12 protein-coding genes and 1 pseudogene (1 of these 13 only partly in view) are annotated in these 13,757 nt (G+C 74.5%); 8 read left to right on the forward strand and 5 right to left on the reverse strand.

From position 1 onward, the window contains the following. Positions 1–22: 22 nt before the first annotated feature. The 3 genes from ACFSL4_RS01030 (at position 23) to ACFSL4_RS01040 (ending at position 1,582) form a co-directional block, all read left to right on the forward strand. Positions 23–400: a helix-turn-helix domain-containing protein gene (locus ACFSL4_RS01030; RefSeq protein WP_381077091.1), complete on the forward strand. Its 378-nt coding sequence runs from the start codon at positions 23–25 to the stop codon at positions 398–400. 246 nt (positions 401–646) lie between these two features. After that, positions 647–1,117, forward strand: a complete 471-nt coding sequence (locus tag ACFSL4_RS01035; protein ID WP_381077093.1) for a Dps family protein — start codon at positions 647–649, stop codon at positions 1,115–1,117. A 201-nt stretch (positions 1,118–1,318) separates the two neighbouring features. After that, entirely contained in the window at positions 1,319–1,582 is a 264-nt protein-coding gene (locus ACFSL4_RS01040; RefSeq protein ID WP_381077096.1) for a hypothetical protein, read from the forward strand. Between the two features lie 183 nt (positions 1,583–1,765). Here the strand turns inward: ACFSL4_RS01040 and ACFSL4_RS01045 are convergent, their stop codons facing one another. Genes ACFSL4_RS01045 through ACFSL4_RS01055 form a run of 3 tightly spaced genes read right to left on the reverse strand, consistent with a single transcriptional unit; the run spans position 1,766 to position 8,399 of the window. Then, entirely contained in the window at positions 1,766–2,527 is a 762-nt protein-coding gene (locus tag ACFSL4_RS01045; protein ID WP_381077098.1) for an SDR family NAD(P)-dependent oxidoreductase, read from the reverse strand. A gap of 33 nt (positions 2,528–2,560) precedes the next feature. Then, on the reverse strand, positions 2,561–3,403 hold the full coding sequence (locus ACFSL4_RS01050) for an Fpg/Nei family DNA glycosylase (protein ID WP_381077100.1): 843 nt from the start codon (positions 3,401–3,403) through the stop codon (positions 2,561–2,563). Positions 3,404–3,434: 31 nt separating this feature from the next. Beyond that, positions 3,435–8,399 carry an ATP-dependent helicase gene (locus ACFSL4_RS01055; RefSeq protein WP_381077102.1) on the reverse strand — a complete coding sequence of 1,655 codons (4,965 nt, stop codon included), beginning with the start codon at positions 8,397–8,399 and terminating at the stop codon, positions 3,435–3,437. Between the two features lie 109 nt (positions 8,400–8,508). On the opposite strand from ACFSL4_RS01055, the gene ACFSL4_RS01060 reads away from it, so the two are divergent. From ACFSL4_RS01060 to ACFSL4_RS01070, 3 genes are read left to right on the forward strand one after another with little or no spacing between them, the layout of a single operon-like run. Next, positions 8,509–9,528, forward strand: a complete 1,020-nt coding sequence (locus tag ACFSL4_RS01060; RefSeq protein WP_381077105.1) for an AraC family transcriptional regulator — start codon at positions 8,509–8,511, stop codon at positions 9,526–9,528. Beyond that, a complete protein-coding gene (locus ACFSL4_RS01065) occupies positions 9,429–10,175 on the forward strand; it encodes an AzlC family ABC transporter permease (protein WP_381077174.1) in 747 nt (248 codons plus the stop codon). Before ACFSL4_RS01060 ends, ACFSL4_RS01065 begins: the two co-directional genes overlap by 100 nt. 17 nt (positions 10,176–10,192) lie before the next feature. Then, positions 10,193–10,501, forward strand: a complete 309-nt coding sequence (locus ACFSL4_RS01070; protein WP_381077107.1) for an AzlD domain-containing protein — start codon at positions 10,193–10,195, stop codon at positions 10,499–10,501. 85 nt (positions 10,502–10,586) lie between these two features. Here ACFSL4_RS01070 and ACFSL4_RS01075 read toward each other — a convergent pair whose 3' ends face one another. Beyond that, complete coding sequence (locus tag ACFSL4_RS01075) at positions 10,587–11,540, reverse strand: hypothetical protein (RefSeq protein WP_381077110.1); 954 nt, start codon at positions 11,538–11,540, stop codon at positions 10,587–10,589. Positions 11,541–11,620: 80 nt separating this feature from the next. Between ACFSL4_RS01075 and ACFSL4_RS01080 the strand changes: the two genes are divergently transcribed. Together ACFSL4_RS01080 and ACFSL4_RS01085 are read left to right on the forward strand one after the other, a co-directional pair. Then, complete coding sequence (locus ACFSL4_RS01080; protein WP_381077113.1) at positions 11,621–11,815, forward strand: DUF3046 domain-containing protein; 195 nt, start codon at positions 11,621–11,623, stop codon at positions 11,813–11,815. A 59-nt stretch (positions 11,816–11,874) separates the two neighbouring features. Then, a complete protein-coding gene (locus ACFSL4_RS01085) occupies positions 11,875–13,089 on the forward strand; it encodes an AI-2E family transporter (RefSeq protein WP_381077116.1) in 1,215 nt (404 codons plus the stop codon). An 18-nt stretch (positions 13,090–13,107) separates the two neighbouring features. On the opposite strand, the pseudogene ACFSL4_RS01090 reads toward ACFSL4_RS01085, so the two are convergent. Then, positions 13,108–13,757, reverse strand: a pseudogene (locus tag ACFSL4_RS01090) (hypothetical protein) (it continues 47 nt past the right edge of the window).

The raw sequence follows: 13,757 nt of genomic DNA on the forward strand, positions 1-13,757 counted from the left end.
CGGTCCGAGGAGGGAGCCACCGATGATTCTGCTCCGTCGCCTGCTGGGTGACGTGCTGCGTCGGCAGCGCCAGCGCCAGGGCCGTACTCTGCGCGAAGTCTCCTCGACCGCCCGGGTTTCACTCGGCTATCTCTCCGAGGTGGAGCGGGGGCAGAAGGAGGCGTCCTCCGAGCTGCTCTCCGCGATCTGCGACGCGCTGGACGTACGGATGTCCGAGCTCATGCGGGAAGTGAGCGACGAACTCGCGCTCGCCGAGCTGGCGCAGTCTGCGGCGGCCGCCGAGCCGGTGCCCGCACCGGTGCGTCGCCCCATGCTCAATTCCGTGTCCGTCACCGGTGTCCCACCGGAGCGGGTCACGATCAAGGCGCCCACCGAGGCAGTGGACGTGGTCGCCGCCTGATCCTCGCACACGTGGGCGGGTGAGGCGGCGACATGTGCGAGGGCCCCGGCCGGGGCCACTCCGGGAAGGCCCGGAGCGGCGCGGCCGGGGCTCTCGCGTGTCCGGGGCGGCCGGCGCCCCGGCCTCGCGAGCGGCGGGCGCCCCCGGGCCCCTCTGCCGCACCGTCCCCCGTTTGCCGCGCCCATCCTGGGCCGTCATGGTGGAAGGGCGGGGGCTCGGGGCCGTACGAGGATTGCGGAGGAGCCGATGTACGTCGTGAAGAGCCCGCTGGCCGACACGGACCTCAAGACGGTCTCCGAGGCGCTGCAGGGCGCCCTGCTGGACCTGGTGGACCTCTCTCTCGTGGCGAAGCAGGTGCACTGGAACGTCATCGGGCCCCGCTTCCGCTCCATCCACCTGCAACTCGACGAGGTCGTCGACACCGCGCGCCGGCACTCCGACACGGTGGCGGAACGAGCTTCGGCGCTGGGTGTCCCGCCCGACGCGCGCGCCGCGACCGTGGCCCAGGGCAGCGGCATAGGCTCCGTGCCCCAGGGATGGGTCAAGGACACGGACGCGGTGGGCACGCTGGTGGCGGCGCTCGGCTCGGTGATCGCGCGCATGCGGGAGCGGGTGGTCGCGACCGCCGAGGCGGATCCGGTGAGCCAGGACATCTTCCTCGGGATCACCGCGGACCTGGAGAAGCACCACTGGATGTTCCAGGCGGAGAACGGCTGAGTGCACGGCGCCATGAGGGGCCCCGGTGCGCCGGTGTCCGGGCGTGGCCGCGGGCGGGAGAGGGTGCGCGCGGGGTGCGCCGTGTACGGCGGATGCCGTGGGCATGCGCTGGTTCCGGTGCGCCTGTGTGCCGCTGGTGCGCCCTCCCTGGTGGTGACGGTGCGGTCTAGGGTCTGGTTCCTCGGGTTGGAGGTGACGGCCATGGCGGGGCGCACGGCGCGCTGGGGGATGGCGCTGGCGCTGGGGGCGCTGTGGTGGTGGGGGGTACTCCGGCTCGTGCTGGCACCCGATGCGGGGGTGCTGGAGGGGGCGGTCGCGACCGGGGGGTGGGGACTGAGCCTGTTGCCGGTGCACTGTGTGCCGAAGACCCGGGCCGTGGGGGCGGCCGGGTCGGACCGGTGGGGGCAGTCCTGGCGGCGGTGGCGGGCCGCGAGGGGGCGCGAGAGGGGCGCGCACCCGGGGTGAGGGGCTGACGGGGGGGAAGCGGGCGGAGCCGGCGGGCACGGCGTCCCGGGGTGTTCAGGGGACTCCCGGGAACGGTCGGACGGCCGCCCCGGCCGCGAGCGGCTCTGCGGGCGGCGCCGGATGCCGGCGCCGCACCACCTCGTGGTGGCCCCGGGCGCCGTTCTCTCCGCGCCGGGCGGAGGGTCACCAGGGCATCGCCACGCCACCGTTCGGGCGGAGGATCTGGCCCGTGGTGAAGGACGCGGCGTCGGACGCCAGGTGGAGCACGGCATGGGCGACGTCCTCCGGCTCGCCGACCCGGCCCAGCGGTGACAGCCGGGCCATGAACGCCTCCGTCTGCGCCTGCCTTTGACCGTGGTGATCGGTCATCGGCGTCCGCGTCCAGCCGGGCGCCACCGCGTTGACCCGGATGCCGTGCGGTCCCACCTCGGTCGCCAGGGTCTTCGTCAGCTGGACCACGGCCGCCTTGGCCGCGCCGTAGCAGAGCAGACCTGGACCGCCGGTGTCGACGGCGCCGGACGCCATCGTGACGATGCTGCCGCCCGTACCGTCCTCGATCATGCGGCGGGCCGCCTCCTGGCAGGCGTGGAGGACTCCCTTGAAGTTGACGGCCAGCACGCGGTCCAGATCCTCGTCCCGCGTCTCCAGGACGGGGCTGCTGTGCATGATCCCGGCGACCGCCGCCATCGCGTCGAGGCGCTCGCAGGTCCCGACCGCCTGCCTGACCTGCGTCCGGTCGGTCACGTCGAGGTGGTGGGTGTGCGCCAGACCGCCCCGGTCCTTGATCAGGGTCGCCGTCGCGTACAGGCCCTGCGCGTCGATGTCCGCGCAGTGCACGGCCGCGCCGGCCTCCGCGAGCAGCAGGGCCGAGGCGCGGCCGATGCCGCTGGCGGCACCGGTGACGAATGCGGTGCGTCCGGTGAGGTCGTACGCCGTGACGGGCATGACAGCGACGGTACGAGGGGTTCTGACGGGTCGTCAATTGGTTGTGCGGCGGCGGATACCGCGGTGGTCCGCCGTCCCCGGTGCGGGAGCCGGGCCGTGCTGGCAGGACGGGCACCAGTAGGTGGGGCGCTCGCGGGCGCCGTCGCCCTGGCCGGCGGCCCGGACCGGAGCGCCGCAGCGCAGACAGGGGCGGGGCGCGCGGCCGTACACGAAGAGGTCCTGCTCCCGCCGTCCCGTGGTGTTGCGGGCCGGGCGGTCGCGGTTCGCCTCCAGAAGCCGCTTGGCGAGAGCCGGGAGCCGGGCGGTGTGCTCGGCGGGGAGGGCGCCGACGGGCAGCCACGGGGTCACCTGCAGCAGAAAGCACAGCTCGCTCTTGTAGACATTGCCGATGCCCGCGAGGTTCCGCTGGTCGAGGAGGGCCTCACCGACGGGCCGGGCGGGGTCGCGCAACAGGTTCTCCAACGCCGTACCGGCGTCCCAGTCGGGGCCCAGCAGGTCGGGGCCGAGGTGGCCCACGGCGCGGCGCTCGTCGGCGGTGCGGAGCAGTTCCAGGACGGGCAGGCGGTAGCCGACGGCCGTGCGGTCGGCCGTGCCGAGGATCGCCCGGATCTGGTGGCCCGGACCGCCGCTCCACCGCTGACCCTCCGCGTAGATCTTCCAGGCGCCGTCCATCTTGAGGTGCGAGTGCAGCGTGAGTCCGCCCTCGATACGGGTGAGGAGGTGCTTGCCACGCGGGGCGACGTCCAGGACGGTACGGCCGGTGAGGTCGGCCGTGGCGTACTTCGGCACCCGGAGATCGGAGCGGGTCAGCACCTTGCCCGCGAGCGACCCGTGCAGACGCTTCGCGGCTTGGTGGACGGTGTCGCCTTCAGGCATGCGTCCAGGGTGACACGCCGGGCGCCGGGGCTCAGGCGCGTATGCGCAGACCCCGCGGGGTCGCGATGAAGCCCGCTCCTTCCAGAAGGATGCCGAACGGGGACGAGAGGGCGGAGGCGCCGTTGACGCGCTCCACCGTGATCGTGCCGAGGGAACCGGCCCGGGCGGCAGCGCCGAGGGCGTCGGCGGCCGTGTGCAGGCGGGCGTCCTGGGCCGGCGCGGCCTGCGGGTCCAAGGGCCAGGCCAGCAGGGTCTTGCCGCCGCGCTCCATGTAGAGCGTCAGTTCTCCGTCGACCAGGACCACCAGGGAACCCGCCTTCCGCCCCGGCTTGTGCCCGGCACCCGTTGGCGGCTCGGGCCAGGGGAGCGCCGAGCCGTACGCGTTCGCCGGGTCGGCGGCCGCCAGGACCACGACCCGGGAGGGGCCGCCGGAGCGGGTCCGATGCGGCGGGAGGCCGCCTCGGTACGAGGACCCGGATCCCGGTTCCTGGACGGAGAAGCCCGAACCGGACCGCGGACCTCCGAAACCGGGGGCAGACAGCGTGTCCGGCAGGGCCCGGCCCGGGTCGAAGGCATCGGCCGGGCTGGCGCCGAACAGGTCGTCCTCGTCCTGTGGGCCGTCGAACGCGGCATGACCGGTGCCCGGGGCCCCGGTCGGTGCGTACGGGTGCCCCTGGTCCCCGGTGAAGGGATTTCCCGCGCCGGGCCCCGTACCCGCCCCCGCGCCCGGCAGCGGCTCGCCCCGCTCGCGCGCGTTCGCCACGGCGCGCAGCCTGTCCACCGCGCCGTCCATCGCGAACTGCGCCGCGCCCAGTCCCTCGACCACATAGCCGCGCCGTGCCTGACCGCTCTCCTCGAAGGCGGAGAGGATGCGGTACGTGGCCGAGAAACCGCCCTCCACGCCCTCCGTGGCCACCGCGCCACGCGTCACCACCCCGTGCCGGTCCAGCAGCGTCCGGGCCACGGCGTGGGCACGCACCGTGGGATCGCTCTCGCGGGCGGGGAGCAGCGACCAGCGGCCCGCCACGGTCGGAGGGCCCGTACGGGACTGGGGGCGGGCGGTGGACGTCAGGGAGCCGTACCGCCCGCGGGGGACGGCACGCTTGGCGCGGTGTGCCGTGGAACCGGCGGTACGGCCCGAGCCGAGCAGCGACCGCATCGGTGCGAGCGTGTCGTTCGTCAGCCGTCCCGACCAGGCGAGGTCCCAGACGGCGTCGGCCAGCTGGGAGTCGGTGACGTCCGGGTCCGTCGTGGCGCGGACCTGGTCGGCGATCTGGCGGAAGAACAGTCCGTATCCCCCCGAGAGGGCGTCCAGGACCGACTGGTGGAGCGCCGTGGGCTCCAAGGGGTGCGGCGCGGGCAGCAGCAGGGGGGCCGTGTCCGCCAGGTAGAGGGAGACCCAGCCGTCCTTGCCGGGGAGCGCGCCCGCGCCCGCCCACACCACCTCGCCGGCGGCCGTGAGCTCGTCCAGCATCGCGGGCGTGTAGTTCGAGACACGGGACGGCAGGACGAGCCTTTCCAGCGCGGACGCGGGCACGGACGCACCCTGCAGCTGTTCGACGGCGCGCACCAGGCCGTCGACGCCCCTGAGCCCGTGACCGTTGCCGATGTGCTGCCACTGGGGGAGGAACTGCGCCAGCGCGGCCGGAGGAACCGGCTCCAGTTCGTGTCGCAGCGCTGCCAGCGACCGGCGGCGCAGTCTGCGCAGCACCCCCGCATCGCACCACTCCTGGCCGATGCCCGCCGGATGGAACTCCCCCTGGACGATCCGCCCGGATGCCGCCAGCCGCTGCAGGGCACCCTCGGTGACGGCCACGCCGAGCCCGAACCGCGCGCCCGCGGTCACCGACGTGAAGGGGCCGTGCGTGCGCGCGTACCGTGCGAGGAGGTCGCCCAGCGGGTCCTTGACCGGCTCGGTGAACGCCTCCGGGACGCCCACCGGCAGCGCCGTGCCGAGTGCGTCCCGCAGCCGCCCCGCGTCCTCGACCGCGGCCCAGTGGTCGGCACCCGCGACACGGACCCTGATCGCGCGGCGGGCGGCGGCCAGCTCCCGCGCCCAGTGCGGCTCGGCCCCCCGCTCCGCCAGCTCGGCGTCGGTGAGCGGGCCCAGCAACCGCAGCACGTCCGCGACCCCCTCCACGTCCTTGACGCGCCGGTCCTCGGTGAGCCACTGCAGCTCCCGCTCCAGCTCGGTGAGGACCTCGGCGTCGAGCAGCTCGCGCAGCTCCGCCTGGCCCAGCAGCTCGGCCAGCAGCCGGGAGTCCAGGGACAGCGCGGCGGCGCGCCGCTCGGCGAGCGGCGAGTCCCCCTCGTAGAGGAACTGCGCGACGTACCCGAACAGGAGCGAGCGGGCGAACGGGGAGGGCTCGGGGGTGGTGACCTCGACGAGCCGCACCGTCCGGGACTCGATGTCGCCCATCAGCTCGGCGAGCCCCGGGACGTCGAACACGTCCTGCAGGCATTCCCGGACGGCCTCCAGGACGATCGGGAACGAGCCGAACTCGCTCGCCACCTGCAGCAGCTGCGCCGCGCGCTGGCGCTGCTGCCACAGCGGGGTGCGCTTGCCGGGTGTGCGGCGCGGCAGCAGCAGCGCGCGGGCCGCGCACTCACGGAACCGGGACGCGAACAGCGCCGAGCCACCGACCTGGTCGGTGACGATCTGGCCGACCTCGCCCTTGTCGAAGACGACGTCCGCGGCGCCGACGGGCGGCTGTTCGGCGCCCGCCGCCGCGCCCAGGGATGCGCCCGCCGACACCGGCTCCTGGTCGAGCAGGTCCAGGCCCATCAGATCGGCGTCCGGCAGGCGCAGCACGATGCCGTCGTCGGCATGCATGACCTGGGCGTCCATGCCGTACCGCTCCGCGAGCCGCGCGCCCAGCGCGAGCGCCCACGGGGCATGCACCTGGGCGCCGAACGGGGAATGCACCACGACCCGCCAGTCGCCCAGCTCGTCGCGGAAGCGCTCGACCACGATGGTGCGGTCGTCCGGGACGTGGCCGCACGCCTCGCGCTGCTCCCCCAGGTACGTCAGCACGTTGTCCGCGGCCCAGGCGTCCAGCCCCGCGGCCAGCAGCCTCAGCCGCGCGTCCTGCCGGTCCAGCGAGCCCACCTCGCGCAGGAACGCGCCCACCGCGCGCCCCAGCTCCAGCGGGCGGCCCAGCTGGTCGCCCTTCCAGAAGGGCAGCCGGCCGGGCACGCCGGGCGCGGGGGAGACCAGGACACGGTCCCGTGTGATGTCCTCGATCCGCCAGGAGCTCGTGCCGAGCGTGAAGACGTCCCCGACCCGGGACTCGTACACCATCTCCTCGTCCAGCTCGCCGACCCGGCCGCCGCCCTTCTTCGGGTCGGCACCGGCGAGAAAGACCCCGAACAGCCCGCGGTCCGGGATCGTGCCCCCGGAGGTGACGGCGAGGCGCTGGGCGCCGGGCCGGCCGGTGATCGTGCCCGCGACCCGGTCCCACACCACGCGCGGACGCAGCTCCGCGAAGGCGTCGGAGGGATAGCGGCCGGCGAGCATGTCCAGCACCGCCGTGAACGCCGACTCCGGGAGCGAGGCGAAGGGCGCCGCCCGCCGGACCGTGGCCAGGAGTTCGTCGAACCGCCAGGTGTCGAGCGCCGTCATGGCGACGAGCTGCTGAGCCAGCACGTCCAGTGGGTTGGCCGGGACCTTCAGCGACTCGATGGCGCCCGTGCGCATTCGCTCGGTGACGACGGCGGCCTGCACGAGGTCACCGCGGTACTTGGGGAAGACGACACCCGTGGAGACCGCTCCGACCTGATGCCCCGCGCGGCCCACGCGCTGCAGCCCGGAGGCCACGGACGGCGGCGACTCGACCTGGACGACGAGGTCCACCGCGCCCATGTCGATGCCCAGCTCGAGGCTGGAGGTGGCGACCACGGCGGGCAGCCGGCCCGCCTTGAGGTCCTCCTCCACAAGCGCGCGCTGCTCCTTGGAGACGGAACCGTGGTGGGCGCGGGCGAGCGCCTGGGGCGCCCCCCGGGCCGAGCCCGAGCCGCCCATCAGCTCCGCGGGGGCGTGGTGCTCCTCCAGCGTCTCGCCGGTCGCCCTCTCGTAGGCGATCTCGTTGAGCCGGTTGCACAGCCGCTCCGCGAGACGGCGCGAGTTGGCGAACACGATCGTGGACCGGTGGGCCTGCACCAGGTCGGCGATCCGCTCCTCGACGTGGGGCCAGACGGACGGGCGCTCCGTGCCCTCGGTGCCGTCGGCCACCGGGGAACCGCCCAGTTCGCCGAGGTCCTCCACGGGGACGACGACGGAGAGGTCGAACTCCTTGCCGGACGGGGGCTGGACGATCTCCACCCTGCGGCGCGGCGAGAGGAAGCGGGCGACCTCGTCCACCGGGCGCACGGTGGCGGACAGGCCGATACGGCGCGCGGGCTTCGGCAGCAGCTCGTCCAGCCGCTCCAGGGACAGTGCCAGATGCGCGCCCCGCTTGGTACCCGCCACCGCGTGCACCTCGTCGAGGATCACCGTCTCCACGCCCGTCAGCGCGTCGCGCGTGGCGGACGTCAGCATCAGGAACAGCGATTCAGGGGTGGTGATGAGGATGTCCGGCGGGCGCGTCGCCAGGGCGCGGCGCTCGGCGGCCGGGGTGTCGCCGGAGCGGATGCCCACCTTCACCTCCGGCTCGGGCAGGCCGAGCCGGACCGACTCGTGGCGGATGCCGGTGAGCGGACTGCGCAGGTTCCGCTCGACGTCGACCGCGAGCGCCTTCAGCGGGGACACGTACAGCACGCGGCAGCGCTTCCTGGGGTCGGCCGGTGGCGGGGCGGACGCCAGCTGGTCGAGCGCGGCGAGGAACGCGGCCAGCGTCTTGCCCGAACCGGTCGGGGCGACCACCAGCACGTCCGAGCCCTCGGCGATGGCGTGCCACGCCCCGGCCTGGGCCGCGGTGGGCGCGGAGAACGCCCCCGTGAACCAGCCGCGGGTCGCGGGTGAGAAGCCGTCGAGGGCCCGGTGTGCGGAGCTGACCATGCGTCCATCCTGCACCCGCCCACTGACAATGCCCCCGACCTGCGCGGACGTCCGGCGAAGGCGTGGCGGGCGGGGTCGGGCCGCCCCGGGCTTCGGTCAGAATGGGGCCATGACAGGTTCCGGGGAGCGGGCACGGCACTGGCGGTACGAGGAACTGCCCGGCGTCGATCTGCTGCGCGCCCGGTACATCCGCAAGACCTTCGTGCGGCACACCCACGAGAACTTCGTGATCGCGGCCATCGCCGACGGCGTCGAGATCTTCCACCACGGCGGCGCCGACCAGTACGCGGGCCCCGGAGCCCTGGCGCTCGTCAACCCCGACACCCCGCACACGGGCCGGGCCGGCGGACCCGAGGGCTGGCGGTACGGGGCCGTCTACCCCTCGCCGGAGCTGGTGGCCGAGATCGCCGCCGAGACCACGGTCATCCGCGGCACCCCCGCCTTCGCCGGCCCCGTGTTCGAGGACCCGTACACCGTGGGACTGGTCCACGAGGTGCTCCGGGCCGCGGACGAGGGCAACGCGCTCGCCGCCGACACCGTGCTGCGGGTGGCCGTGACCCGGCTGCTGCGGCTCAACGGCGCGCCGATGCCGCAGCGTGCCGTGCGCACCGCCGGTGCCCGCGTGGCCGCACGCGCGCGTGCCGTGCTCGAGGGGAGCATGGCCTGCCCTCCGACGCTGGAACGGCTCGCCGCCGAGCTCGGCACCAGTCCCTTCGCCCTGCTGCGGGCCTTCCGCGAGGCCTACGGCATGCCGCCGCACACCTGGCTGACCGACGCCCGCGTCCGCCGGGCCCGGCGCCTCCTGGACGCCGGCACCGCGCCCGCCGAGGCGGCCGTCACGGTCGGCTTCACCGACCAGCCGCACCTCAACCGCCACTTCACCCGCATCGTGGGCGTGCCTCCGGGGGCGTACCGGCGCGAGCGCCTGAGCGATGGTGCGCGCGCCCCGCGGTGCAAGAACGTACAAGACGCGCGGGGGCGGACGCCCGTACCGTCCGGGGCGTGGCAGAACAGACCGCTCTCACTGACATACGCGGGGACGACGGCGGAAAGCCGGACGCCGCCGTCGTCCGGGACGCCCTCGGAGTCGGGGGCGCCGTGGGGCTGTCCGGCATCGCCTTCGGGGTGACCTCGGCCGGCAGCGGGCTCACCCTCCTGCAGACCTGCGCGCTCAGCCTCCTGGTGTTCACCGGCGCCTCACAGTTCGCCCTCGTGGGCGCCCTCGCGGCCGGGGGCAATCCGTTCACCGCGGCCGCGGGCGCCTTCTTCCTGGGCGTGCGGAACGCGTTCTACGGGCTGCGTCTGTCGCAGGTGCTGGCCCTTCCGCGTGCGGTACGGCCCCTGGCCGCGCAGTGGGTCATCGACGAGACCGCCGCCGTCGCGCTCGCCCAGCCCGCACGGCGCAGTGTCCGCATCGGCTTCACCGTCACCGGACTCTCCCTCTACGTGCTGTGGAACCTGACCACGCTCCTGGGGGCCGTCGGCGCGCAGGCCGCCGGAGACACCGACGCCTGGGGTCTGGACGCCGCCGGTCCCGCGGTCTTCCTGGCGCTGCTCGCGCCGATGCTGAAGACGGCCACGGAGCGGGCCGCGGCAGGCGGCGCCGTGGTGCTGGGGCTCGGCCTGCTGCCGGCCCTGCCGGCCGGAGTGCCCGTCCTGGCGGCGGCGCTGGCGGCCCCGGCCGCGCTCTGGGCGGAGGGCCGGCGGAGGGGAGCGGCCGAGCGGGGCCACGGTACGGGCACGACCGACGGTGACGCCCGGGGGGAGGACCGTTGACCACAGGGGGAGGAGCGTTGGGCACCTGGATCGCGATCGGCGTCACCGCGGCCGGCTGCTACGCCGTCAAACTCATCGGCCTGCTGGTGCCCGCCCGGGTCCTGGAGCGGGCGCGCGTCCAGCGGCTCGCGGCGCTGCTGCCGGTGGCCCTCCTGGCCGCCCTCACGGCCCAGCAGACCTTCGCCGACGGCCGCGCCCTGGTGCTGGACGCCAGGGCCGCGGGGCTCGCCGCGGCCACCGTCGCCCTGGTCCTGCGCGCTCCCTTCCTGCTCGTCGTCGCCGCGGCCGTGGTGGTGACGGCGGGAGTGCGCGCGACGGCGGGCTGAGTTCCGGGCCGGCCGGTACTGCGCACCGGGGGAGCGGGCCGGATGCCGGCCGGCCCGGGACCGCCGGTGCGCGCGGGCGTGCGGGTCAGCCGACGGCCCTTCCGTACGCCCGGAGCGTGCGCAGCGCCTCGATGGTCACGATGGGGCGGCACTCCAGGGCCGTGCCCGGGGCCCACCGGCGCCAGCCGATGGGCCAGCCCCCGTCCTCGCGCTGCTCGGCCGCGAGGAAGTCCAGCGCGCGCGCCATCTCCTCGTCGGTGAACCACGCGCGCGCGAGGGAGCCGGGGGTGGGCGCGAAGTGGTGGGGGAAGTGGTGCTCGCCCGGCGCGTACCCGGGTGCGACCGGAAACGCGTCGAGGCACTCCGGATCCAGGACCGCGAGCCGCTGTTCGCGCACCAGGCGGCCGAGCCGGGCGGCGGCCGCCTCCGCGCGGGGACGGTCGGGCGCCGAGTCCAGGAACGCCACGGCCGCCTCGATCTCGTACGGATGCGACGTCTCCAGGGACTCGACCGTCTGCCAGCAGAAGTCCGTGGCCCGGAACAGCCAGGCGTGCCACACCTCGTTGCGGTGCAGCAGACCCACCACGGGCCCGGTCGCGAGAAGGTCGCTCGGCGGATCGTCGACGATCGGCACGAAGGGGGCCGCCGGGTAGCCGCGCTGGGCGGGACGGATCGCCGGCAGGGCGCCGTCAGGCAGCGACACGGCGGTCAGATAGCGGCACACGCGTTCCACCCGCTGCCCGCCGCAGCGCCCGATCGAGTCCAGGACACGCAGTGCGTGCGCGGTGTGCAGGGGCTGGCTGACCGGTCCGCGCAGATCGGGTTCGAGGGCGTGACCGTACCCCTCGTCCTCGGTGCGGTAGGCGGTCAGCGCGGTCTCGACGGGGTCGGCGCCGCCGCCCAGGAAGTGGTACGCGAAGCGGTGCTGTTCGAGCACGCGTGCGGTGAGCCAGACGAACTGCTCGGCGCGGGAGAGCGGGGAGAGCGGGGGGCGCGCGGGGGGCGCGGCGGGGGGTGGGGAAGCTCCGGATTCGGCCATGGGTCAGACCGTAGGACGAAAAGGGCTCCCGGTAAGTCGTCCCGTCTCCGGCCCACCCTCAGGGGCGGGATACTGGGGTCATGCGGTTGACGGTCTTCTGGCAGCGGATGGCGGATCACTTCGGTGAGGCGTACGCCGACACCTTCGCGCGCGATCACGTGATGTCGGAGCTCGGCGGGCGCACGGTGCGCGAGGCGCTGGACGCCGGCTGGGAGGCCAAGGACGTGTGGCGGGCCGTGTGCACGGCCGTCGACGTTCCGCGGGAGAAGCGCTGAACGGCAGGGAAGGTCCCCAGGCGCTCCCCGGATCCGGTGACGTGGGCGAGACTTGCCCCGTGGCCCCGACAGACGAGACCTCGCAGGTCCCCCGGCAGGAATCGCCGCCCGGCACCGCAGCGCCCATCCGCCCTCCGGCGGACGAGCGCGCGGTGCCGGGCGCCCGCATGCCGCGCTGGCTGCCGCGCGCCATGGTGCTGGCCCTCGCCCTCATCGCCGCGTTCCAGCTGGGCAGCTGGGCGTTCCACCAGCTCACCGGCCTGTTGACCAACGTGCTCATCGCGTTCTTCCTGGCCCTGGCCATCGAGCCCGCGGTGAGCCGGATGGCAGCCCGCGGCATGCGCCGCGGGCTGGCCACCTTCCTGGTCTTCCTCGGCCTGATGATCGTCGCCGCCGGGTTCGTCACGCTGCTCAGCTCGATGCTCGCGGGCCAGATCATCAAGATGGCCGAGGGCTTCCCGGACTACCTCGACTCCGTCATCAGCTGGATCAACACGACGTTCCACACCGACCTCAGGCGGGTGGACGTGCAGGACAGCCTGATCCACTCCGCCTGGCTCAAGAAGTACGTCCAGAACAGCGCCACCGGGGTCCTCGACGTCTCCGCGCAGGTGCTGGGCGGCCTCTTCCGGCTGCTGACGATCGCGCTGTTCTCGTTCTACTTCGCCGCCGACGGGCCGCGGCTGCGGCGGGCGCTGTGCTCCGTGCTGCCGCCCGCGCGCCAGGCCGAGGTGCTGCGCGCGTGGGAGATCGCCGTCGACAAGACGGGCGGCTACCTCTACTCGCGCGGTCTGATGGCGCTGATCTCCGGCGTGGCGCACTACGTCCTGCTGGCGTCGCTGGGCATCCCGTACGCGCCCGTGCTCGCCGTCTGGGTCGGTCTGGTCTCGCAGTTCATCCCCACCATCGGCACCTACCTCGCGGGCGCGCTGCCGATGCTGATCGCCTTCGCCGTGGAGCCCTGGTACGCGGTGTGGGTGCTCGTCTTCGTGGTGGTCTACCAGCAGTTCGAGAACTACATGCTGCAGCCCAAGCTGACTGCGAGGTCCGTGGACATCCATCCCGCGGTCGCTTTCGGGTCGGTCATCGCGGGCACCGCGCTTCTCGGCGCGGTCGGCGCGCTGATCGCAATCCCCGCGGTCGCCACCCTGCAGGCGTTCCTGGGGGCGTACGTGAAGCGGTACGACGTCACGGACGACCCCCGTGTCCACGGGCACCGGACGGGCGCCCCCGGCGGGCTCACCGCGCGCCTGCGACGGCTGTTTCCCGGATGAAGGAGGCGCCCGCAAGATTCACCAGGTGAGGGCCGCCCGGATCGCGGCGCCGGCCACGGCGGCCGCGTAGCAGCCGACCGCCCCGTACACGATCCGCTGCTTCGTGGTGTCGCTCCAGGAAGTGCGCGACAGCAGCCAGGCCAGGGCGGGCAGCACCAGCACGGCGTGCACACCCACCCCGCGCAGCGGCCTGAGCGGCGCCGTGGAGTGGTACGCCGCCTGCTGTGCCCGGCGCGCGAGAGCAGGACCCCGCGCGTGATCACCGCGGCCCCCGACAGCAGCCCGACGGCCAGGACCGCGAACCCGGAGCGCGGCGTGGGCGCCGTGCCCGGGGGCCCGTCGGACCGGTGCCGGAAGGCGGCGGTGAACGCCGAGGGCACGACGACCAGGACACCGCCGCCCAGCGCGAGCTTCGTCGCGACCGCGGCGCCGAACGGCGCCCCCCGTTGAGGTGCGAGGGCACGTGGCGCCACGCCTGGAGGGTGATCCCGGCCACCTCCACGACGCAGTCGGCGGCGAACACGACGAGCAGGACGTTCCGCAGCCGCGCGCCGATGCGCAGGTACGACGTCACCCAGGCGACCGCGCTCAGCGTCAGCCCGGAAGAGAGCCCGAAGGCGACGGGCTTGCGCCAGGAGACCGGGCCGTTCCGGGGGGGGGGGGGGGGG

The sequence above is a fragment of the Streptomyces caeni genome (genome assembly GCF_042678285.1).
Taxonomy (GTDB): Bacteria; Actinomycetota; Actinomycetes; order Streptomycetales; family Streptomycetaceae; genus Streptomyces; species Streptomyces caeni.

Coding starts and splice junctions, on each gene's coding strand:
- ACFSL4_RS01055 (WP_381077102.1), bottom strand. CDS start 8,399: ATGGTCAGCTCCGCACACCGGGCCCTCGACGGCTTCTCACCCGCGACC.
- ACFSL4_RS01030 (WP_381077091.1), top strand. CDS start 23: ATGATTCTGCTCCGTCGCCTGCTGGGTGACGTGCTGCGTCGGCAGCGC.
- ACFSL4_RS01045 (WP_381077098.1), bottom strand. CDS start 2,527: ATGCCCGTCACGGCGTACGACCTCACCGGACGCACCGCATTCGTCACC.
- ACFSL4_RS01040 (WP_381077096.1), top strand. CDS start 1,319: ATGGCGGGGCGCACGGCGCGCTGGGGGATGGCGCTGGCGCTGGGGGCG.
- ACFSL4_RS01050 (WP_381077100.1), bottom strand. CDS start 3,403: ATGCCTGAAGGCGACACCGTCCACCAAGCCGCGAAGCGTCTGCACGGG.
- ACFSL4_RS01080 (WP_381077113.1), top strand. CDS start 11,621: ATGCGGTTGACGGTCTTCTGGCAGCGGATGGCGGATCACTTCGGTGAG.
- ACFSL4_RS01060 (WP_381077105.1), top strand. CDS start 8,509: ATGACAGGTTCCGGGGAGCGGGCACGGCACTGGCGGTACGAGGAACTG.
- ACFSL4_RS01035 (WP_381077093.1), top strand. CDS start 647: ATGTACGTCGTGAAGAGCCCGCTGGCCGACACGGACCTCAAGACGGTC.
- ACFSL4_RS01075 (WP_381077110.1), bottom strand. CDS start 11,540: ATGGCCGAATCCGGAGCTTCCCCACCCCCCGCCGCGCCCCCCGCGCGC.